Source organism: Alteromonas marina (assembly GCF_000808575.1).
GTDB lineage: Bacteria > Pseudomonadota > Gammaproteobacteria > Enterobacterales > Alteromonadaceae > Alteromonas > Alteromonas marina_A.
This window is the reverse complement of sequence record NZ_JWLW01000006.1, coordinates 1-19,708: the sequence shown is the minus strand read 5'-3', so window position 1 is coordinate 19,708 and position 19,708 is coordinate 1. Positions and strand designations below refer to the sequence as shown.

Here is a 19,708-nt window from a genome sequence, read left to right as displayed (position 1 = left end):
GTGTAGATATTAATTGTTCCCTGAGCGGTTACCCATATCAATCGACATGGCAATATCATCGAGTATGTCGTTTAGTCCCGTAATTTTCTCGTTAGCGATAAATACGCTCATCTGCGACTCAACCACAATATGGTCGGAAGTGGCATCGTTTTCAAAGGTATTGTCTAACGCGCTCTGTACGCGGTCGAAAAACTGTCGCGCACTTCGTTCTTCAATATTGTGCAGACATAAAATAAATTGCTCGGTACCAAATCGCCCTAAAATATCGTTACCGCGGGTAACATTTTGAAGAGTTTGTGCAATTTGTCGTAATACTAAATCACCTTTTGTTGACCCCATTTTCCGCGTTATTTCACGCAGGTTACTAATGTCGAAGATAGCAATGGCAATGGCTCGGCCTTTTTTCGGCGCATCAAGCTTGTTAATGCGGGCTATCGCCGAATTCGCATTAAGCAGCAGAGTAACGGGATCGATGGCTTTGCGCGCAAGGTGTTTTCTACGAAGTACATAGCCAGTAATACCACTTACCAGAAGAAAAATAACAATAGCGGTATACAGCGTGTTCTTTCGTTGCTGTTCCGCTTGTTCAATCGCAGATTCCAAATCATAAATGCGGGTATACAAGTTAGCTGCACCAATAATTAAGGCCGAGTCTTGAGTAACTTCACGGCGCTTAGTCACTTCTTTAGAATAAATCTCGTGCGCTTCTTTCGCCTTAGCTAAGTCCTGCAGTGCGATATACATGGATACGTTGAAGCTAAGGTAATCCAAATTTGAACGAAAGACCGGTGGTATCGCGTCATCATTTAACGCTTCAATACCTGATATATACTGCTTAATACAGGTGAGATCGTTGTCATATAAGCAAATCTCAGCTTTGTGCCAGTTAACAAGAAGCTCGCCTAACGAACTCGAGATGTTCGAAGACGCTTTTTCTAAATCGGGAAGGGTGTAGGTAAGTCGGTTGTAGTTTTCTGTTTTTCTATAGTAAATAGACAGTGCATACTGATACAAGAAGTTGGTTAGCGGTGTGTCTATTTCGCTATTGAGTACACCTAGTTCTAGAATGCTTTGGTAGGCGCGCTCAGTTTGGCCGCTACTTAACAGCGATACAATAGCACTAATAAGAATACTTACCTTATTACTGCCTTCATATACAAGCAAGCCCATTTCATGTGCTTTTAGATATTGCTCTGCTGCTAAGGCATGTTGCTCTAAATCGCCATATAGTAAACCAATTGCGTTGTGAATATGCGCTAACTCACCGGGGCTGCCGTCGTTTGAATAACGCTTAAGCACACCAAACATCTTACCTAATCTTATTTCAGGTGAAGTGGTTTCTGAACAGTAGTTAATTAGGCCTAAAGAAGAGCTGGTAAAAATATCGCTGTGGCGCTCGGGCGATGATAGTTCTTGGGCTTGTTGGTAGTACTTACAGCGTGCAGGGTTTTCTCTGGCGTCATAAGAAAAGCCAATTTGATAAATAGCCGATGCAAACGCATAAGAGCTTTCATCAATATTGCTTTGCATAATGGCTTTAAGCAGCATAGTTTCAGCTTCTTCGTACTTACCACGGCAAATTAAAAACTGCCCTTTGGCTACGGTTAAGGCAAAACGTTGTTGTGATGTAAGCGACTCAAGAGCAAGTGTGTCTTCAAGCTCTGGAAGTAGAGACTGATTAGGGCAATCATACGAAGGCGTGCGTACCTTTTCGATAACGGCATCGATGTTGTCGTTTGCCAACGCGGCAAAAGAAGCTAGCGCAACGCTCAAAAAAGAGAATACTGTTAAAGATAACCTTTGAAACATGAGAAATAACGTTTTTGTTTTTTCTTCATAATATCGATTTGAGCCCAGAACTACTACACGGGGCACCTAAAAGTTACGTATTTTTTGTATCTTAATGCGTCTACTATTCTCTAAAACGTTGGGCTATATAGGCACGTGTTAAGTATTTACCCTACATTGCTAATGGGTAGGCGACCCAAAACTAACTAATATAGCTACTCCAACCAAGGCAACGGCAGACCATACAATAGTTGCCTTAGTCGCCCGTTCACCAAGTACCCATGCAACCCCTAGCGACATTAATGCGCTTGTAGCAATAAGGGTTTGAACCACGGCCGCTTTCGCATAAGCAAACGCAAACATTTGTAGGTAAATAGCAGCAGTAGTGCCAAGTAACGTGGCTAACACAAAAGCAGGCCATACCCGTTTTCCACTGTTGCTTTGGTAGTTAATAACGGGCATGTAGCGCGTTTTGGTTATGGCTATAAATGGCACCACAAATACCATACCGCCAACTAATCGCAAGAACGCAGCGCTGGCCGCGTCAATTTCACCGGCACTTAAAATGTCGCGGCTAACTACGGCGCCAACCGCCTGACATAACGCCGCGCCCACACCATACAAATAGCCACTGGTTGCAAACACGTGTGTAGTGCTGCGTTTGCGTACCTTTATAACCATATCTACCGAAAACAGTACTACTGCAACGCCAACCCACTGCTGCCAGGTAATCCATTCGCCAATAAACGCCATAGCAAAAAGGGCAGTGAATAAAGGCGCAAGGGTTTCGGCGACCAGCACCGCTTGGCTATCGCCAATGCTTTGCAAGGCTTTAAAAAAGCAGGTGTCGCCAATGCCTATACCAATAAGCCCGCTAAGCAATAACCACAAAACAGCATGAGTACTAAGCCCCGTTGGCTGAACTACTACTAAAACCACTGCCAAAATGGCAATAGAAATAAGCCCCTTCCAAAAGTTCATGGTGAGTGGCGAAAATGCGTTACCCGTTCCACGGAATAAACGCGCAGCAATTGCCCAACAAAGCGCTGTACCTAGCGCAGCAAAAACACCCATAAATTACCTGTTAAAACTTTGCCCCAAAATGCTGGGGTAAATAAGTAGCTTGCCAAAAAGAGCGGCTATGCTAATGCAAGGTGTGGGCGGGGTAAACTTAAATCACATCAGTAGTTTTTAACGAAATATATTGAAGCCTTAAGCAAACGTAACGGAAGGCTAAAGGCTTTCGTGGCATTATGTCGGCGGTAAGATTCGTGAGTAAGTTAAGCGCTGTACTCAATTGAGTGGGCGTTAACCAAACTCTAAGAATAACAGTGAAGTAAAAGGACGAGAAAAGCGTGAGCGTAGAGCAGATGAACTTAACCGGCATTAAAGGTGTAATATTCGATTTAGACGGCACCTTGGTAGAGTCTAGCCTTAACTTCACGCAAATGCGCGCCGACGTAGGCTGCCCACAAAACGAAGATATTCTTACCTTTGTTAATGCCCTTAGCTGCGCCGAAGCCAAAGCGAATGCACACCGAGCTATATTGCAGCACGAACTTGACGATGCGCAAAATGCGAAGTGGTTACCCATTGGCAAAGCCATGGTGGAAAAGGTGCAGGCACACAAGCTCCCCATGGCAATCGTTACCCGCAACTGCCGACAAGCCACCGCCATTAAGGTAGCCAATAACGGCATTCCCATCGACTACGTGCTAACCCGTGAAGATGCCCCGGCCAAACCCGACCCAACCGCATTATTGATAGTGGCGAACACATGGCAGCTTCAACCTGAAGACTGCCTGTATGTAGGCGACTTTATTTATGACCAGCAAGCCGCCGAGAATGCTGGGATGAAGTGGTTTTTGGTTTAGATATCAATCATTAACTTCCGGTTTCTTTGGTTTTATAGGTCCTATCGGCAAAATCACGTAAAAGTCTTTACTAAATGCTGATGAAATGGCTCCACCATATACTTTAGTATACTCTTCGTCTGCAAGCTCTTGCATGTTTGTTTTTTGTTCGATATTCATGTCTTTTCCTTTTTATATCATTGATTCTCAAGCTCGAGTGAGCATTCATAAAGTAATAGTTGGACAGGGATGTAAGACATGTTTACTGAGACAGTTTATCAATTTCGGCTGAAAATCCACGCTTGTGTCTCAATACTTCTATTTTGTTTGCTAATTATTCCAAAATTGAGCCAGGCAATTGGTATTAATTTGGAAGGAGTGACTTCATTCGATGGGATTCCTTCAGGTGTTATTCGCGATTTGGAGGTATCCGATAAAGTAGTCTATGTAGCTGCTGAAAACGGTGTATTTGAGGTAATTGGAAATGAATCCGAGAAGTTAGAGTTCAATACATTCGATCAGGCTACGGGAATTATCTCTGATATTCATATGAATGACTCTGACCTGTGGATTGTTGAGTACGGAGTGGGCGTTTTTAAAGTTAATTTAAAAACCAAAAAGTCGCAAAAAATGTTCAGCGAGCGTGATTGGTCGAGCTCTGTTTGGAGTATGGCGATGACACCCACGCACCTTTATTTTTCATTAATTGACGATGTTATTAAAGTAGATAGAAAAACAGGGCGGTCAACGAGTATAAATTCTCAACTAAAAACCTTTAAATTGAACAGTGTTTACTCTCTTTTTGCCAACAACAGCGATGTCTATATTGCTTCCGACAAAGGTTATATTTCAATTGAAGGGACTCAAAATAGCCCTCAAGAATTTAAGCTGGTCGATACACTACCACTACTTTCTAGTGCAACCTTCATTAAGGTTATAGATAACGAGTTATATATTGGCGGTACAGAAGGATTATATATTTTAGGTAGAAAGGAGCGTTATATTCCAACCGAAGGAATTAGCGGGACTTTCATTCATGATGTGGTCAAAGACGATGATGGAAAGATTTGGGTTTCCGATGGTCGTTTATTAATGCTAGAAGGCGAGAAGTTTTCGGCCCCTTCTTTCATGAATCCAATACTTACGTCTGAATCGATTAGATCGATAACCAAGATAGCAATAGGCCGTTTCAATTCAATTTTAATTGCTTCATCTCAATTAGGTTTAATTTCATTACCTAAAACAAAGGTAGTGACAAATTTAGTGTCATTTAAAGGTAGTGTTTTAAGAGAAAATATTCAGAAAACATCAACAAACGAAACCGAAACAGTTGTTCGAACTGAGAATGGCCTTTTTACGCTAAACGAGCGAAATGGAGAATTGGTAAATAAATTCTCAGAAAAAAAGGACACAAACTTTTGCACTTCCAGAGAAGAGAAAATTTTTCTACAGCTAAAAGAACTTAGTCCTTCATTACTCTGTAAGAGTAGCTTCGCACACTCTATCATCGAGAGTAAAAACGCCTTTTATTTCTACTTTGATGATGGAGAGGAGGCGAATTACTACTATGTCGTTGATAACACTATACAAGACATCATTAAAGCACCTAAGAGAGTTGTCTACAGTGTCCTCTTGAGCGGTGGAGAGCTCGCTGCATTTGATGAGTTTGATGACGTCCATTTTCAGTTATCTAAATTTAATTGGCGAACGATTACTGCTGAAGAAGGCCACTGGTTTGGACTCCAGTGTTTAATAGAGTTAGAAGAACAATATTTACTATGTACATCAGGTGCTGGATTAAAAGAAATAGATAAGAAAAGCGGTTCTGTGAGTACTTCGGCGATTTCAGGCCTAGAAAGCTTAAGATTTATTAGAGGAGCCATGGTTACTGAAGAAAACCACCTTTGGATTGCATCTAATATGGGCCTTTTTATTAAGCCCCATCACAGTGAGTCAGCTTCTAAAGTAGGTATTCAATTTGGACTATTTGATACAGACTTTGAGTACAAAAGCTTCGAACAGTTAAATGAGAAAGTGCTAGTCAAAGGAGATAAATATAGTTACTTACTGGATGAGAAAAAGCTAATTGAAAGTCTCAATACGTTTTCAGCTATGGATGTGTCGACTGTTCTTAGTTACGTTCAGTGGAGCGATGGAGAAGGACAACATATCGTTTATTTTCCTGAGTCTTTCGACTTTAAATTCGACAGAAGTTTTAAGGAAGTAACGTTTAACTTTGTTGTCAGTGATTTCTACAATAAAAGTAGGGGCATTGAATTTAAATTGGATGACGACGCTTGGGTTTTTCATAACAAACCAGCGATGAATTTAACATTGAGTGACATGAATACTGGTACTCATACCCTCAAAGTAAGCATTCCAACTGATAAAGAGCCTTCAAAAGAGCTGACAATTCACTTCCAAATAGAACCACCGATTTGGACTTCTTATATTGGGTATACAATATATTTGGTTACCTTAGCAGTGGTTTTATGCCTATGGAGAGTGGGTGTGTTAAGTAAGCTATATGAGAAATTCAAAACAACCAAAGCCTACAACCATCTTACCCGCTACGAAATAACAGATGGGCAATCAAAATTTGAAAAAATGCTCCGTAGTAAAGAGCGATTCATTAACGAAATCACTCACGAACTTCGCACACCTATCCAACTCATCAACGGTTCGTTAGAAAACATGTCTCATACGTCCAATTTAGCGAGTAAAGAACTAATTTGCGTTCAGGACAACATGAAGAGAGTTGAGCAGTTAGTAAATCAAATGAGTCAGGATGTGCCTAAGGCTTCGGCAGCTGCCGACTACTACAGGTCTTACTCTCCAGATAATATAAAGTTTATCGCATTGTCATTGGAGCCATTAGCTAAGCAGAAAAGACAGAGCTTGGAGGTGCGCATTAAGGGGAAAAAAGAGATTTCCCTTATCAATGACAGTTTAGAGAAAATCTTGGCAAACTTAATTCAAAACGCAATTAGGTTCACTCCAGAGCTTGGCACGATAAAAGTCGTTGCTACACAAGATAGCAAAATGCTTAAAATTATCGTAAGTGACGATGGAGAAGGAATCGAAGACCATCTACAAAATAAAGTATTCGAAAGGTTTACCAAAGGGAGCGGCGAAAACGAAGGTCTTGGCATCGGTTTAGCAATGGTCAAAACTTTAGTTGAATTGAACCAAGGAGAAATTGCTTTAGAGAGTCAAAAAGGTGTTGGAACAAAAGTTACCGTCATTTTACCCATTGACGATATTGAATACGTAAATTCACATGCTGAAAAATTGTCACCAGCAAACGCTAAGTCGAATAAAAAATCACTATTAATTGTTGATGATAGCAGAGAGTTTCGCTCTTATTTGTTTGATATGTTTTCTAGCAAGTATCGCTGTCTAGTCGCGAGAAATGGTGTTCAGGCGTTAGATGTCATGCAGCACTACTTGGTCGATTTAGTCATCACCGATCAAATGATGCACGAAATGGATGGACTGAGTTTAACAAAAGCAATTCGCAGTAATACTAGCTATGCCAACATCCCTATACTTATGCTAACCGCTGAAACAGGGGCTGAACTAGAAAAATCAGCATTAGAAGAGAAGGTGGATTATTTCTTGGCAAAGCCTGCATCTAATGAGGAAATTACTCTTAGGGTTGAGCATTTGCTGTCGGTCAGAGAAGCAAAAGAACGAGAAGAAGAGGAAAGTGAAGAGCCAGCATTTAAATTCGGATGCCTGAAAATTCCCGAGTTTGATAACGAAAAGGATATGGCGTTCTATTTAAATTTTATCGCTGTATTGGAAAAGAACTATCACAATGAGTCATTCAATAGAGATCAGGCAGCCTCGCAGTTATTGATAAGCCCAAGAAGCTTGAACCGACGGATGTCAGAGTTGTTTGACTACAACTTCAGCGAGTTTCTTTCACGCTTTAGAATTGAAAAATCCATTCCGTTATTACTCGAGGGCAATAGCATTCTAGATACCTGTTTGGACGTAGGGTTTGGCACTGCGGCTTACTTTTCAACGTCCTTTAAAAAGGTCATGAACTTACCGCCCAAAAAGTTTGTGGAACAGTACAATAAAACAGTAGCGTAAAGACAAGATCTGACAGTACTAAATATACCTACGTCGCTCCGCCAAAAAGCCAATCAATAGAAACGATGCCACATAGCCTGCGCCTTGGTACTGCCAGGGCAAGTAGGCTAGGGTGTGTTTTAAGAACGGAGCGCCGTACAAGGTTAGTGCACCATAGCCAAAGGCACACAGCACTACAAACAAACTAACGCGAATGGTGAAATGGTAAGGTGCCAGTATGCGTTTCACATGGCCGTTAATCAGGTCGCCGTACACCACTAAAATAGTGGCCATAAGCATAATGCTCATTTCGGTGTAATAGGGGCTTAGGGCGCGAGAAAGGGCACTGAAAAGTTCACTCATAAAATTACTACTATTATGATGTTGTTACTGTGTGCCCATTATAACCACGGCAAGGTCAAAAGCGTTAGCTAACGCCTTTATTAAGTGCGCTTACTGCTTTAAAACCTTGTTCAATAGTGGCAATGCGGTCGGTGGTTTGATCGCGCTCTACAAATTTATGTTCAATACCGGCTAACTTGCCGTGCGCGAATATCTCTTTAAAGTTAATGGTGCCTGTGCCCACATCAGCAAAGCTGCCGTCTTCAGCCAAATCTTTTACATGCCAAAGTTTAAAGCGGCCTGGGTACTGCTTAAAGTAATCAACGGGGTTTTTACCTGCTTTTACCGTCCAGTATAAATCCAGTTCCATGGCAACAAGGTCTGGGTCGGTCTGAGTTATAAGCACGTCTAATGGTGTTTTACCGTCACGTACTTCAAATTCAAAATCGTGGTTGTGGTAGGCAAGAGTAATACCTTCCTTCTTACACGCTTCACCAATGGTATTTAGCTTATCGGCAAGGGCTTGGTATGGCGCAATGCCCGTACCACGTTGGGCTTCGCTAAGCCAAGGAACTACCAAGTACTTGTGACCAACGGTTTGTGCGTCATCTAAAATTTGTGACAGGTTAGTATCGAACGCGTCTAACTGAATATGAGCCGAAGGCGCAGTAAGGCCATTGTCATCAAGAAGTTGCTTAATTTCCTTTGCGCTGTGGTCGAAGTAGCCTGCAAATTCCATTTCCGAATAACCAACATCAGCGACCAGTTTAAGCGTAGCCGGCACACTTACTTTCATAATATCTCTAAGCGTGTAAAGCTGCAGACCAACAGCACTCTTATGCATGCCCTTCATCATAGCTCCTTTATCACTGCCATGCCCCTGAACCGAACTAGTACGTGCCAAAACAGCAGGAGCGCTCATAGCCGCCAGTAATCCAGACGAATATTTAATGAACTGTCGTCTTGAAACGCCAGAGCCAATATTACTGGCCGCGTCTAAAATTGCTGTTTTACTTAAGTTTGTTTTACTTAAATTCACTGCTTGCTCCTTTTCTGTAGTGGTACATTGGTGATGACGCATCGCTATCATCAATTAACCCAAAGCTTTGCCCGTGCTCTCGCGCACAATAAGTTCAAACGGCATAATAACCTTGGGGGCCTTGCGAATTTTTCCGTTGAGTAAGTCCACCAGTAGCGTAACTGCCGTTCTGCCAAACTCTTCTGCGGGTTGGGCAATAGTGGTTAACGGTGGGTCGACAAATGCTGAAAACGCAATGTCATCGAAACCTGCCACCGATATGTCATTAGGAACATGTAGGTTGGCTTGCTTGAAGGCTTGCATGGCACCAATAGCCGTTTCGTCGTTCTCACAAAATACGGCGGTGGGTCTACTTTCAAGGTGACTAATGGTTTCCCCTGCGTTGTATCCGGCCTGTAATGTAAAATCCCCCGGGAACAACAAGCTCTCATCAAAGGCAATATTGGCTTGCGCTAATGCGTCTTTATATCCAACCAAGCGTTCTTGGGTAAGCGGACTTGAATTAGGTCCTTTGATCATGGCTATACGGGTATGGCCTAATGAAATTAAGTGCTCGGTCATTGCTTTGGCTGCAGCACGGTTGTCTAACGACACAACAGGATACTGGCCATCGTCAATCACCTCACAGGCATTCACCATGGGAAGTAGGCCATTGTCGTTGATCATCGTGGCATCAAATGGGTTGTGCGCACGTAACTGTATAAGCCCATCAGCCTGAGAAGTACTTACCATCTTGGCGTAATGGCATTCTATTTCACTATTACCAAGCGTATTGGCAAGTAAAATGGAATAGCCCAGTTCGGCTGCCGCTTCCTGCATACCGCTAATAACACGGGCAAAAAATACGTTCGCTACCGTAGGCACCAGTACCACTAAATTGTGCGTTTTTCCCGAACGAAACTTAACTGCCATTAAGTTAGGTTTATATCCAACTGCCTGAACAGCGGCCATCACCTTATTGCGCGTTTTAGGAGAAACACGCTCAGGTTGTTGCAATGTTCTTGATACGGTAGCGACCGACACGCCGGCACTATCTGCTACATCTCTAATATTTGCCATTTACGTTATTGTTGTTTGTTAATTCACTCGCGCATTGTAAACCTAACCCAGTAGAGGTGTGGTCTATACGATGGTAGCGAATTCAAAATTTACGTGAAATTAATATGTAACCGTTTTCATTTTAAGCAAAAGAATACGCACTTTCATTAAAACGTCAAAGGTTATTTGTAGGATTTATGTAAATTTGAGCTAGTGTTATGTTCAAATTTGGTGCAGGAATAGGCGGTTAAAGGTAGTAAAGCCCCGGTATTACCTCGCTATTTGTAAACTTTAGATTAATAAAATGCTGTTTTTTGTATTGACCATTAAAATGTAACGGGTTACATTTTGTGGCATTAGTAACACCAATAGTGCGTTTGCACTCAGAGGAATTTCAATGCAACCAATTCGAATGGGAATGATCGGAGGCGGGGAAGGCGCGTTTATCGGTGCCGTGCATCGTCATGCCGCAGGGTTAGATGGGAACTACCAGTTGGTGTGTGGCGCATTTAGCCGCAACGAAGAAAATAATACGCGTACTGCTGCTGCATTGAACGTATCAACATCGCGCACATACGATAGCTGGCAGTCAATGTTAGAAGAAGAAGCCAAATTACCTGAGCAGCAGCGCATGCAGGTTGTGGTTATCGTAACGCCTAATCATCTTCACGTACCTATTTCACTTGCCGCAATTAAGGCGGGCTTTCATGTTTTCTGTGAAAAACCAGCAGGCGTTAGCTTTGCAGAAGTAAAAGAGCTTCAAGATGTTATTCACGCCAGTGAATCGCTATACGGCTTGGCTCATACCTACCTTGGTTATCCTATGGTTTGGCAAGCACGTCATCTCGTTGAAAGCGGTAAGCTGGGCAAAATTCGAAAAGTGTATGTTGAGTATCCGCAAGGCTGGTTGTCTGGCGAAGAAGAAACGCACAATAAGCAAGCGCAGTGGCGTACCGATCCAGCAATTTCTGGCGCAACGGGCGCAATGGGCGACATCGGCACTCATGCCTTTGGACTTGTTGAGTTTGTATTAAACGACAGTGTTACCTCGCTATGTGGCGAGTTAAACACCCATGTTGAAGGACGCCGATTAGATGACGACGGCGCCGCGCTTATTAAAACTAAGAAGGGTGCGTCGGGCGTGCTGATTGCTTCGCAGGTATGTGCTGGTGAAGAAAACGCGTTGAAGATCCGTGTCTACGGTGACAAAGGCGGTTTAGAGTGGCGTCAAATGGAGCCGAACTCTGTTATCTATCTCCCTGTTGATGCCCCTTATCAAGTGTTTAGAGCCGGCCAGGGTCAAGTTGGGTTATGTGATGCTGCATCTGCACGTTGTCGTGTTCCAGCTGGCCACCCAGAGGGCTACTTAGAAGCAATGGCAAATTTGTATACCGATTTTGCTAAAGCGGTACGCGCGAATCAAAAAGGCAAAGCTGATGGCGTTCCAGGAATAAATTCAGGCATACGCGGAATGGTATTTATCGATGCCATGCTTGCCAGTACTGACAGCGACACCAAATGGGAGTCGGTCAGTCAGGAAGGAACGCAGTAATGCAATTAAAACATACAACGAAAAAGGTGAGCGCTTATGGCTACTAATCAACAACCTATAAAAGGGCCTGCTATCTTCCTTGCTCAGTTCATGGGAAAAGAAGCGCCGTTCGATACGCTCGAAAATATGGCGAAGTGGGCAGCGTCGCTTGGTTACAAGGGAATACAGGTACCTACCGATCCTAGTCTGTTTGATTTAGAAAAAGCAGCTGAGAGCCAAGAGTACTGCGACAACATCGCTAAAATTTGCAAAGACGCTGGCGTAGAAATTACTGAACTATCGACGCACTTACAAGGTCAGCTAGTGGCGGTTCATCCCGCTTACGACGAGTTATTCGATAACTTTGCGCCGGCGCATTTACACGGCAAGCCACAAGAGCGAACCGAATGGGCAATTAATCAGCTTAAATGTGCGGCTATTGCCAGTAAGCGCTTGGGATTGAAAGCTCACGCTACCTTTTCAGGTGCATTAATGTGGCACTTGGTTTACCCGTGGCCTCAGCGTCCTGCTGGCTTGGTCGAGCAAGGCTTTGCTGAATTAGCCAAGCGTTGGAAACCCATTCTCGATGCATTCGACGATGCGGGTGTTGACGTATGTTACGAAATTCACCCCGGGGAAGACTTGCACGATGGCGCTTCGTTCGAACAGTTTTTAAAAGCTGTAGATAACCACCCACGAGCAAATATTCTTTTCGATCCAAGTCACTTTGTTTTACAGCAGCTTGACTACCTTGACTTCATCGACCGCTACCACAGCCGGATCAAAATGTTTCACGTTAAAGACGCTGAGTTCAATCCGAACGGTAGAAACGGTGTGTACGGCGGCTATCAAGACTGGCAAGACCGCGCGGGACGTTTTCGTTCCCTTGGCGACGGCCAAGTCGACTTCAAAGGTATTTTCAGCAAGCTTACCCAGTATGGCTTCACAGGTTGGGCGGTACTTGAGTGGGAATGCTGCTTAAAAGACAGTGCGCAAGGCGCAGCAGAAGGTGCACCGTTTATCGCTTCACACATTATCGAGCCAAGCAAATATGCGTTTGACGACTTTGCTGGTGGAGAGGTTAGTGAAGCGAAGAATAATCGTATTTTAGGCCTTGAGCGCTAAGCGCCATCAATAGGATAACAATAACTATGATAACCCTACGCCTTAGTTTGATGATGTTCCTTCAGTTCTTCATTTGGGGAGGCTGGTTTGTAACATTAGGCACGTATTTATCGAATACCTTGTCTGCCAATGGTGGGCAAATTGGCATGGCCTTCTCAACCCAAAGTTGGGGCGCCATCATTGCCCCTTTTATAGTGGGCCTTATTGCTGACCGATTCTTTAATGCAGAAAAGATCCTCGGCTTACTACACATTGTTGGCGCCGTGCTTATGTACTGTATGTACCAAGCGAATGATTTCGCCAGCTTTTACCCTTATGTGTTGGCATACATGATTGCGTACATGCCTACGCTTGCTTTGGTTAACTCAGTGTCATTCGGGCAAATGGTTGACCCATCCAAAGAGTTCGGAAAAGTTCGTGTGTGGGGCACTATCGGCTGGATTGTGGCAGGCCTTATGATTAGCTATGTCTTCTCATGGGATTCTGCCCAGTCTATTGCCGATGGTATGCTCAAAAACACGTTCTTATTGTGCAGCGTTGCCTCGCTAATGTTGGGCGTATTCAGTTTTACACTGCCAAACACGCCACCTCAATCTAGCGGTAAAGCGGTAACTATTCGCGACATTCTTGGCTTGGACGCGTTGGCACTGTTAAAAGACAAAAACTTCTTTGTATTCTTTCTTTCATCTGTACTTATTTGTATTCCACTGGCGTTTTACTACCAGAATGCGAACCCATTCCTTACTGAAATAGGCGTTGAAAATGCAACGGGCAAAATGACACTAGGTCAAGTTTCCGAAGTATTGTTCATGTTGGCCCTGCCGGTATTTTTGAACCGTTTCGGCATTAAAGCCACGTTAGTGATAGGCATGGCAGCGTGGGTTGTACGTTATGCACTGTTCGCATTCGGAAACGCTGACGAAGGCTTGTTCATGCTTATTGTTGGTATTGCACTGCACGGTATTTGTTACGACTTCTTCTTTGTATCAGGGCAAATCTATACCAATGCAAAGGCGGGAGAAAACGTAAAAAGTGCAGCGCAGGGGCTAATTACCTTAGCGACATATGGCGTAGGTATGCTGGTGGGTTTCGCGGTTGCTGGCGCAATTACCGATACCTACACGATGGAAACAGGTGCGCATAGTTGGCAGCATGTTTGGTTATTCCCAGCAGGGTTTGCCGCGGTTGTGTTAGTGCTATTCGCCATTCTGTTCAGAAAAGAGAAGGTGGATGCAGATGCATAACATTACCCGCAGAAAGTTACTTCAGAGTATGGCAATGACAGGAGCCGGTATTGCCGGAACAGGGTTGGCTGCTGCTAGTTTAGTTACTGCCATGCCCGCCGTAGCGAGCACAAAAGGAACGAACAGTAGTAATACTGTGAATACGCCACTTAAAGGTAATGTAAATCACTCAGTAAGCAGATGGACCTACGGCGATTTAAGCATTGAAGAGTTGTGTCAAACCGTTAAGGATTTAGGGTTTGGAGCCATTGACTTGGTAGGCCCTGAAGATTGGCCTGTGCTAAAGCAGTACGGCATCGACTCTTCTATGTGTAACGGCGCCGAGATAAGTCTTGAAGACGGCTTCATTCACAGTGAGCTCCACGATGAACTAGAAGCGCGTTATATAAAGCACATCGATTTGGTCGCTGATGCAGGTTATACAAACCTTATCTGCTTTAGCGGCAATGCCCGAGGCATGTCACGAGAAGACGGACTGGAAAATGCGGTTAAAGGGTTAAAACGCATTTTACCTCATGCTGAAAAACGCAATGTAGTGATTTTCATGGAGCTGTTTAACAGTAAAGTCGACCACCCTGATTACATGGCCGACAATTCTGCATGGGGAATAGAGCTTTGCAAACGCCTAGGCTCTAAGCACTTCTCACTACTTTACGATATCTACCACATGCAAATTAATGAGGGGGATATCATCCGAACTATTCGAGATAACTATCAGTACTTTGGCCATTACCATACGGCCGGCGTACCTGGGCGTCACGAAATAGATGCTTCTCAAGAACTCAATTATGAAGCAATAGCTAAAGCCATTGTCGAGACCGGATTTAAAGGCTACTTAGCACAAGAGTTTATACCCACACCGAAAACCAAAGCCAACAGAATAGCGTCGCTACAACAAGCGATCCATATCTGTGATGTGTAACGTGCGAACAGGCACAGCGACGAATTAAGTTTTAAGGACGTGTTATGGCGAGTAACGAATATGATGCAATAGTTATTGGATCTGGTATCAGTGGCGGTTGGGCTGCTAAGGAGCTAACTGAAAAGGGCCTAAAAGTGCTCATGTTAGAACGTGGCCAAAATATCGAGCATATTAAAGATTATAAAAATGCGCATAAAGAGGATTGGGATTTTCCTCACCGAGATCTGCCTACTCAGGCTATGAAAGTTGACTACCCTGTGCTTAAGCGTGATTACCCGCTAAATGAAAAAACGTACGGCATGTGGGCAAATGAAAAAGAAAATCCTTATACCGAAGACAAGCGCTTCGACTGGTACAGAGGCTACCACGTGGGTGGGCGCTCACTGTTGTGGGGGCGTCAAAGCTATCGTTTGAATAAAGAAGATTTCGAAGCCAATGCTAAAGAAGGCATTGCGGTCGACTGGCCCATTCGCTATGAAGATTTGGCGCCATGGTACGATTATGTAGAAAAATTCGCAGGTATCAGCGGTAATCGCGACGGCTTAGATGTATTGCCTGATGGCGTTTACCAGCCGCCAATGCCAATGAATATTGTAGAGGAAAGTGTCGCGGCGCGGGTGAAAAAGGCCTATGAAGGCGCGCGTCACATGGTACATGGCCGCACTTCAAACATGACACAAAGCAAGCCTGAAGAAGGGCGTGTTCATTGCCAATACCGCAATAAGTGTTGGTTGGGTTGCCCCTTCGGTGGCTACTTTAGTACACAAGCCTCTACGCTTCCGGCTGCGGTTAAAACAGGTAACTTAACCCTTCGACCTTTCTCGATAGTAAAAGAGATCTTGTTCGACAAAGACAAGAAGCGCGCGACTGGCGTTGAAATTATCGATGCAGAAACCAACGAGACCTATGTATTTAAAAGCAAGATCATCTTTGTAAATGCGTCAGCACTTAACTCGGCGTGGGTACTGATGAACTCTGCCACAGACGTATGGGACGGTGGCTTAGGAAGCAGCAGCGGCGAGTTGGGTCACAACGTTATGGATCACCACTTTAGAGTCGGTGCTTCAGCTGAAGTTGAAGGTTTTGACGACAAATATACCTACGGTCGCAGGCCGAGTGGCTTCTATGTGCCAAGGTTTAGAAACTGGGGAAGTGATAAACGAGACTACCTGCGTGGATTTGGTTATCAAGGCGGCGCAAGCCGTTCAGGTTGGCGCAAAGACATAGCTGAGCTTGGTATAGGTGCTGGGCTTAAAGATGCGATAACCGAGCCTGGTCCATGGACAATAGGCATGACAGCGTTCGGTGAAATTCTTCCGTATCACGAGAACAAAGTGTACTTGAACAAAAAAGTCACCGACAAATGGGGCTTACCAGTACTCGCAATGGATGTCGAGATTAAAGAAAACGAGCTTAAGATGCGCAAGGACATGCAGCAAGACGCGATTGAGATGTTTGAAGCGGCTGGCCTTAAAAATGTTCAAGGCTGGGATGCTGACTACGCACCTGGCATGGGCATTCATGAAATGGGCACCGCGCGTATGGGAAGAGACCCAAAAAGCTCTGTGCTTAATGCGCATAACCAAGTGTGGGATGCACCGAACGTATTTGTGACCGATGGTGCGGCAATGACATCGGCCAGCTGTGTTAACCCTTCACTGACCTACATGGCATTAACGGCAAGAGCCGCAGACTTTGCCGTAGAAGAGTTAAAGCGAGGAAATCTATAATGGAACGCCGAGAACTACTTAAGCTCATAGCCACTGCTACAGGCACAGCATTGTTCGCAGGTAATGTGCTTGCTTACACAGATGTGCCTGCTGTACCGCTTAGCGACACATTGTTTAATGAAAAAGATGTGGCCTCGCTGAATGAAATGGGTGAAGTGATCATTCCTCAAACTGACACGCCTGGAGCAAAAGCGGCTAACGTTGGTGCCACAATGGCTGTGCTGGTAACCGATTGCTACACACCTTTGCTTCAGAAGACCTTTCTTGATGGCATTAAGAAAATATCTTCGTTAAGTCAAAGTCGTTTCAACAAACAATTTGTTCAGCTTACCAAGCAAGAACGAGAGACTTTATTTAACGACCTGGATGTAGAAGCGAAAGCGGCGAACCTTGCTAACGGTGTTTATCAAGGCGTTGAAACAGGAAAGCCAAGTCAGTGGGAGCCAGGTACCGATGAGCCAACCCCTCACTACTTTACGCTATTAAAACAGCTAACACTTTATTGCTTTTTCACGTCTCAAGTTGGCGCGACTAAAGTGCTTCGTTATGTGGCTATTCCTGGACGCTACGACGGTGCATTCCCTTACAAGAAGGGCGATAAAGCGTGGGCCACTTGAGCCTGCGCTGTCGAGCTGCCAAACACAACACAGTTATATAACGGATAAAACAAGGTACTGACACTATGAATAGAACATTCGTCGCTTCAACAGTGGCTTTGCTCATGCCACTTTCTGCATGTGCTACAGCAGATGCACAAACTGAAAAAAGCGAATCGCGTTTAACCCGCGAACAGCAGGCTGCTAAAACGGAAGTATGGGAGCCTGTTCCTGAAGTGGTTTCTTTTGATAAGGCAGGCGTGCCCTCTGATGCCATTTCTTTAATTGGTGATGACCTGTCTAACTGGACTTCAGTAAAGGAAGGTGATGCTAAGTGGACGCTGGAAAACGGTGTACTAACTGTGAAGCCGGGAACAGGCGATATCAAAACGAAAGCAGAGTTTTGTGATGTACAGTTGCACGTAGAGTGGAAAGCGCCGCAGCCAGAAGCGGGAATGGAAGGACAGCAGCGCAATAACAGCGGTATCTTCCTGCAGCAGCGATATGAAATTCAAGTCTTGGATTCATATCAGAATAAGACCTATCCCAATGGTCAAGCGGCAAGTGTTTATAAACAAACCATTCCTTTAGTTAACGCTATGAAGGCGCCTGGCGAATGGCAAACCTACGACATCATATATAAAGCACCAACCTTTAACGGTGAAGAACTAGCAACGAGAGGCTATGTTACGGTAATACATAACGGCGTAGTGGTTCAGAACCATACGGAAATTCAAGGTACAACAGAATGGATCGGTGCGCCTAAGTACAAAGCTCACGGATGCGCACCGCTTCAATTACAAGATCACGGTAACTTAGTAAGCTTTAAGAATATGTGGGTAAGACCACTTTAAAAAGCTAGCCGATAGATATCTTCAATCTCTTCAATACTCAATTGCTTGGGATTATTGCGAAGAAGGCGAGTTACTTTACTCGCCTCTTCTGCTAACTCCCCTACACAAGAAGGTGGAATATTAAAGTGGGTGAGTGAAGCGGGAATGCCTACGTCGCGACACAGTTTTTCTATAGCAACTAATAACAGTTTAATAGCTTCCTCTTTTGAGTGGTGGCGCTCACATACCTTTAAAAGCTTAGCCACACAATAAAGTTTGTCTTGGCAGAACGGCGCATTTACTTTCAATACATGAGGTAGCATTACAGCGTTACTCATGCCATGTGACAGATGAAACCGTCCCCCTAGTGGATAAGCTAAGGCATGTACTGCCCCCACGCCCGCGTTTCCAAACGCAAGACCGGCCATTAAACTGCCGGTGGCCATATCTTCACGTGCTGATAAGTTCTCACCGTTATTATAAGCGTGAAGTAATGAATTAAAGATAAGCTTCAGTGCTTTCTCTGCTAATGCGTCGGTAATTGGGCTGGCATTTACACTTATATAGGCTTCAAGCGCGTGAACGAATGCGTCTATACCGCTTGCTGCTGTAATGGACTGTGGGCATGTTTTTGTCATCTCCGGTGCAACAATCGCAACATCGGGTAGCAGGCAGTGACTAACAATTCCTTTTTTCATCTGTGCTATCGGATCTGACAAGATAGCAATATTGGTAACTTCTGAACCTGTACCGGCGGTAGTGGGGATAACAATAAGAGGCAAACGACGTTTCGAAAGCGTATTTTCTCCGAAGAGTTCACTGAGGGGGCCAGTATGATCGTATGTAGCTGCAAGTACTTTTGCACTATCAATAGCGCTACCTCCACCAAGAGCAATAATTCCGTCTACTTGCTTCTCACGAAGTATCGCTAACTTATCTTCTATGATATTCACTTCAGGCTCTGGTGGAATGTCATCAATAATAAGTAAGGGTGAAGAGGGTAATAGTGTGAGTAGTTGGTCAAGAAGACCAGATGAAGAAACGCCCTTGTCAGTAACGATGGCACATTCCTTTATGGATAATCTCGCCATTTCATCCGTGAGGGCTTTAATAGCGCCAAGACCCGTTATGAGTTTTCCAGCGGTTTTAAATTCAGAAACCTTCATGCAAACCCCTCAATAATCCACGTACACGTTCAAATACTGTTCTATTAATTTATAGTACACAGCGTGACTTACCAATTAACTAACCTTATAGATCGTGAAAAGCGCGGTGAATTAGTGGTTTTTATGAACGTATTGCACATTGTTTATGCAAACGATCGAAAAATAAGGATTTTTTTAAAATACTTGTTGACGTGAGCGCTCATTTCCCTAAAATGCGCATCCGCTTCGGGGGAAAAGCAAAACAGCAAGCCTCCTGAAGTAAGTCTCTACTACCTTTATAGGCCAGTAAAGACGGGAGTTTAGAAGAAACGCTTCAGAAAATAAATTTTCAAAAAGTGTTGACAACAAAAACTTCCAGCGTATAATGCGCACCTCACTCGAACAGGGTGAGTCACTAAGAAGCAAAGCTTCTAGTGAATGT

16 protein-coding genes are annotated in these 19,708 nt (G+C 44.1%); 9 read left to right on the top strand and 7 right to left on the bottom strand.

The features are described 5' to 3' along the window. Positions 1 to 9: 9 nt before the first annotated feature. A complete protein-coding gene (locus tag RJ41_RS03860; protein WP_039217195.1) occupies positions 10 to 1,809 on the bottom strand; it encodes a GGDEF domain-containing protein in 1,800 nt (599 codons plus the stop codon). Between the two features lie 159 nt (positions 1,810 to 1,968). Further along, on the bottom strand, positions 1,969 to 2,862 hold the full coding sequence (locus tag RJ41_RS03855; protein WP_039217192.1) for a DMT family transporter: 894 nt from the start codon (positions 2,860 to 2,862) through the stop codon (positions 1,969 to 1,971). Positions 2,863 to 3,143: 281 nt separating this feature from the next. On the opposite strand from RJ41_RS03855, the gene RJ41_RS03850 reads away from it, so the two are divergent. Beyond that, positions 3,144 to 3,662, top strand: coding sequence for an HAD family hydrolase (locus tag RJ41_RS03850; RefSeq protein ID WP_039217188.1), 519 nt, complete (start codon positions 3,144 to 3,146; stop codon positions 3,660 to 3,662). Between the two features lie 3 nt (positions 3,663 to 3,665). Here RJ41_RS03850 and RJ41_RS19145 read toward each other — a convergent pair whose 3' ends face one another. Next, the gene (locus RJ41_RS19145) at positions 3,666 to 3,821 is read right to left on the bottom strand and encodes a hypothetical protein (RefSeq protein WP_014997047.1); all 156 of its coding nucleotides are present in this window, start codon (positions 3,819 to 3,821) and stop codon (positions 3,666 to 3,668) included. Between the two features lie 78 nt (positions 3,822 to 3,899). On the opposite strand from RJ41_RS19145, the gene RJ41_RS03845 reads away from it, so the two are divergent. After that, on the top strand, positions 3,900 to 7,742 hold the full coding sequence (locus RJ41_RS03845; RefSeq protein WP_039217185.1) for a hybrid sensor histidine kinase/response regulator transcription factor: 3,843 nt from the start codon (positions 3,900 to 3,902) through the stop codon (positions 7,740 to 7,742). Between the two features lie 18 nt (positions 7,743 to 7,760). Here RJ41_RS03845 and RJ41_RS03840 read toward each other — a convergent pair whose 3' ends face one another. From RJ41_RS03840 to RJ41_RS03830, 3 genes are all read right to left on the bottom strand, one after another. After that, on the bottom strand, positions 7,761 to 8,084 hold the full coding sequence (locus RJ41_RS03840) for a DUF3392 family protein (RefSeq protein WP_014947959.1): 324 nt from the start codon (positions 8,082 to 8,084) through the stop codon (positions 7,761 to 7,763). A gap of 64 nt (positions 8,085 to 8,148) precedes the next feature. Further along, the gene (locus RJ41_RS03835; protein WP_039217164.1) at positions 8,149 to 9,102 is read right to left on the bottom strand and encodes a sugar phosphate isomerase/epimerase family protein; all 954 of its coding nucleotides are present in this window, start codon (positions 9,100 to 9,102) and stop codon (positions 8,149 to 8,151) included. 54 nt (positions 9,103 to 9,156) lie between these two features. Further along, positions 9,157 to 10,161: a LacI family DNA-binding transcriptional regulator gene (locus RJ41_RS03830; RefSeq protein ID WP_039217162.1), complete on the bottom strand. Its 1,005-nt coding sequence runs from the start codon at positions 10,159 to 10,161 to the stop codon at positions 9,157 to 9,159. A 376-nt stretch (positions 10,162 to 10,537) separates the two neighbouring features. Here RJ41_RS03830 and RJ41_RS03825 point away from each other — a divergent pair, with 376 nt between their 5' ends. The 7 genes from RJ41_RS03825 (at position 10,538) to RJ41_RS03795 (ending at position 18,142) form a co-directional block, all read left to right on the top strand. After that, positions 10,538 to 11,692, top strand: a complete 1,155-nt coding sequence (locus RJ41_RS03825; protein ID WP_039217159.1) for a Gfo/Idh/MocA family protein — start codon at positions 10,538 to 10,540, stop codon at positions 11,690 to 11,692. 36 nt (positions 11,693 to 11,728) lie between these two features. Continuing rightward, the gene (locus tag RJ41_RS03820) at positions 11,729 to 12,796 is read left to right on the top strand and encodes a sugar phosphate isomerase/epimerase family protein (RefSeq protein ID WP_039217156.1); all 1,068 of its coding nucleotides are present in this window, start codon (positions 11,729 to 11,731) and stop codon (positions 12,794 to 12,796) included. A gap of 26 nt (positions 12,797 to 12,822) precedes the next feature. Then, on the top strand, positions 12,823 to 14,040 hold the full coding sequence (locus RJ41_RS03815; protein WP_039217154.1) for a nucleoside permease: 1,218 nt from the start codon (positions 12,823 to 12,825) through the stop codon (positions 14,038 to 14,040). After that, positions 14,033 to 14,962 (top strand): hydroxypyruvate isomerase family protein, encoded by a 930-nt coding sequence (locus tag RJ41_RS03810; RefSeq protein ID WP_039217152.1) that lies wholly within the window; start codon positions 14,033 to 14,035, stop codon positions 14,960 to 14,962. The genes RJ41_RS03815 and RJ41_RS03810 overlap by 8 nt, the downstream gene beginning before the upstream one ends. A 44-nt stretch (positions 14,963 to 15,006) precedes the next feature. Continuing rightward, the gene (locus RJ41_RS03805) at positions 15,007 to 16,692 is read left to right on the top strand and encodes a GMC oxidoreductase (protein ID WP_014997055.1); all 1,686 of its coding nucleotides are present in this window, start codon (positions 15,007 to 15,009) and stop codon (positions 16,690 to 16,692) included. Then, positions 16,692 to 17,309: a gluconate 2-dehydrogenase subunit 3 family protein gene (locus tag RJ41_RS03800; protein ID WP_039217145.1), complete on the top strand. Its 618-nt coding sequence runs from the start codon at positions 16,692 to 16,694 to the stop codon at positions 17,307 to 17,309. The genes RJ41_RS03805 and RJ41_RS03800 overlap by 1 nt, the downstream gene beginning before the upstream one ends. A gap of 65 nt (positions 17,310 to 17,374) precedes the next feature. Then, on the top strand, positions 17,375 to 18,142 hold the full coding sequence (locus tag RJ41_RS03795; RefSeq protein ID WP_039217143.1) for a 3-keto-disaccharide hydrolase: 768 nt from the start codon (positions 17,375 to 17,377) through the stop codon (positions 18,140 to 18,142). On the opposite strand, the gene RJ41_RS03790 is transcribed toward RJ41_RS03795, so the two are convergent. Next, a complete protein-coding gene (locus RJ41_RS03790) occupies positions 18,139 to 19,287 on the bottom strand; it encodes an iron-containing alcohol dehydrogenase (protein ID WP_039217142.1) in 1,149 nt (382 codons plus the stop codon). The two genes, RJ41_RS03795 and RJ41_RS03790, sit on opposite strands and share 4 nt — an antisense overlap. Positions 19,288 to 19,708 lie beyond the last annotated feature (421 nt).

Bases quoted from the DNA above. Each gene is read 5' to 3' on its own strand.
- RJ41_RS03860 (WP_039217195.1), bottom strand. From the start codon at position 1,809: ATGTTTCAAAGGTTATCTTTAACAGTATTCTCTTTTTTGAGCGTTGCG.
- RJ41_RS03855 (WP_039217192.1), bottom strand. From the start codon at position 2,862: ATGGGTGTTTTTGCTGCGCTAGGTACAGCGCTTTGTTGGGCAATTGCT.
- RJ41_RS19145 (WP_014997047.1), bottom strand. From the start codon at position 3,821: ATGAATATCGAACAAAAAACAAACATGCAAGAGCTTGCAGACGAAGAG.
- RJ41_RS03845 (WP_039217185.1), top strand. From the start codon at position 3,900: ATGTTTACTGAGACAGTTTATCAATTTCGGCTGAAAATCCACGCTTGT.
- RJ41_RS03840 (WP_014947959.1), bottom strand. From the start codon at position 8,084: ATGAGTGAACTTTTCAGTGCCCTTTCTCGCGCCCTAAGCCCCTATTAC.
- RJ41_RS03830 (WP_039217162.1), bottom strand. From the start codon at position 10,161: ATGGCAAATATTAGAGATGTAGCAGATAGTGCCGGCGTGTCGGTCGCT.
- RJ41_RS03825 (WP_039217159.1), top strand. From the start codon at position 10,538: ATGCAACCAATTCGAATGGGAATGATCGGAGGCGGGGAAGGCGCGTTT.
- RJ41_RS03820 (WP_039217156.1), top strand. From the start codon at position 11,729: ATGGCTACTAATCAACAACCTATAAAAGGGCCTGCTATCTTCCTTGCT.
- RJ41_RS03815 (WP_039217154.1), top strand. From the start codon at position 12,823: ATGATAACCCTACGCCTTAGTTTGATGATGTTCCTTCAGTTCTTCATT.
- RJ41_RS03810 (WP_039217152.1), top strand. From the start codon at position 14,033: ATGCATAACATTACCCGCAGAAAGTTACTTCAGAGTATGGCAATGACA.
- RJ41_RS03805 (WP_014997055.1), top strand. From the start codon at position 15,007: ATGGCGAGTAACGAATATGATGCAATAGTTATTGGATCTGGTATCAGT.
- RJ41_RS03800 (WP_039217145.1), top strand. From the start codon at position 16,692: ATGGAACGCCGAGAACTACTTAAGCTCATAGCCACTGCTACAGGCACA.
- RJ41_RS03795 (WP_039217143.1), top strand. From the start codon at position 17,375: ATGAATAGAACATTCGTCGCTTCAACAGTGGCTTTGCTCATGCCACTT.
- RJ41_RS03790 (WP_039217142.1), bottom strand. From the start codon at position 19,287: ATGAAGGTTTCTGAATTTAAAACCGCTGGAAAACTCATAACGGGTCTT.